Here is a 1,619-nt window from a genome sequence, read left to right on the forward strand (position 1 = left end):
GATCGCAGTGGTATGCCGTGCCGCGTCGCCCCGCTCGAGCAGGTCGGCGGCCACCGCGGCCTCGACCCGCGCGGCGTCGTCGCTCCGGCCGAGGTGGTCGAGCAACAGCGCGACCGACAGGATCGTCGCGGTGGGGTCGGCCTTGCCCTGACCCGCGATGTCGGGCGCCGAACCGTGCACCGGCTCGAACATGCTGGGCGCCGTGCCCTCGGGGTTGATGTTGCCCGACGCGGCCAGTCCGATGCCCCCCGCGATCGCGGCGGCGATGTCGGTGATGATGTCGCCGAACAGGTTGTCGGTGACGATCACGTCGAATCGCCCGGGGTCGGTCGTGAGGAAGATCGTGGCCGCGTCGACGTGCAGGTAGTCGGTGGACACGTCGGGGAACTCGGCCCCCACCTCGTCGACGGTGCGCCGCCAGAGGTGACCGGCGTGGGTGAGCACGTTGTGCTTGTGCACCAGGGTGAGGTGCCGGCGCTCGCGGCCCTGCGCCCGGGCGAACGCGTCGCGCACGACCCGCTCCACGCCATACCGGGTGTTGACGCTGACCTCGGTCGCGACCTCTGCCCGGGTGTCGACGCGCAGCGCGCCGCCGTTGCCGACGTAGGGCCCCTCGGTGCCCTCGCGCACGACGACGAAGTCGATGCCGTCCGGGGCGACGCGATCGACCGCGAGCGGGCTGGCCACCCCGGGGTAGAGGCGGGCGGGACGCAGGTTGACGTAGTGGTCGAAGGCGAAGCGCAGTCGCAGCAGGAGTCCGCGCTCCAGGACCCCGCTCGGGACGCCGGGGTCGCCGACCGCCCCGAGCAGGATCGCGTCGTGGCCGCGCAGCTCCTCGAGCACCGAGTCAGGCAGGGTCTCCCCGGTGGCGTGCCACCGACGGGCGCCCAGGTCGTAGTCGCTGGTCTGGAGCTTGAGCCCGTCGCCGGTCACGGCCTCGAGGACCTTGAGCCCCTCGGCGACCACCTCCGGCCCGATGCCGTCTCCCCCGATGACGGCGAGGTTGATCGTGTCCTGCGCTGCGTTGGCCATGACCGTCATGGTAGGCACCGTCTTGCATCGTGGATACGGCGTCTCACATGACGAACGGCCTCCCCCTGGAGGTGGGGAGGCCGTTCGAGGGCACTGCTCGGGCTCCTGCAGCCCGAGCGCGCGATCAGTCGCGCAGGTCCATCGACTCCTGCAGGGCGCGGCGCGCTTCAGCCTGTTCTTCGGTCATGTCGTTCACGTCCTTCTGGCCGGCCGTCCGGCGTAGGTCACGTTCGTTGGTGGTGCGTCTCGGATCGATCGGTATGCCGATCGCGTCGTCAGCGGGCAGCGCGGGGTCTCCGCGGCGGGCTGCTGACTTATCGAGACCCGCCGCGGCAGCGAAGGATGAGGAACTGCCGCGTCATGTACTCGAGAGTACGGGCCGGGGTCCGGCCGCTGGTACCCCTTATCCACATGCTGGACGGATCGGGCCGGCAGCCCACGCTTCTGCTTCCTACCGGACGACCCCGGACGGCCACGGACGACCACCGACGACGAGGCCCCGCTGCCCGGGGCCGGGGACGCCGGTGGCAGGATCGCGGCTGGCTCAGCGGGTCTGCGCGCGGGTGCGAAGCAGGCTGCCGCAGACC

The 1,619-nt window shown here is 71.5% G+C and carries 1 protein-coding gene; it reads right to left on the reverse strand.

Annotation, left to right across the window (positions count from 1 at the left end):
• Positions 1-1,032 (reverse strand): 3-isopropylmalate dehydrogenase (locus tag FRW57_RS21395; RefSeq protein ID WP_152187016.1); only part of this gene is annotated, 1,032 nt, incomplete at its 3' end.
• Positions 1,033-1,619 lie beyond the last annotated feature (587 nt).

It is taken from the genome of Segeticoccus rhizosphaerae (assembly GCF_009192725.1).
Lineage (GTDB): Bacteria > Actinomycetota > Actinomycetes > Actinomycetales > Dermatophilaceae > Segeticoccus > Segeticoccus rhizosphaerae.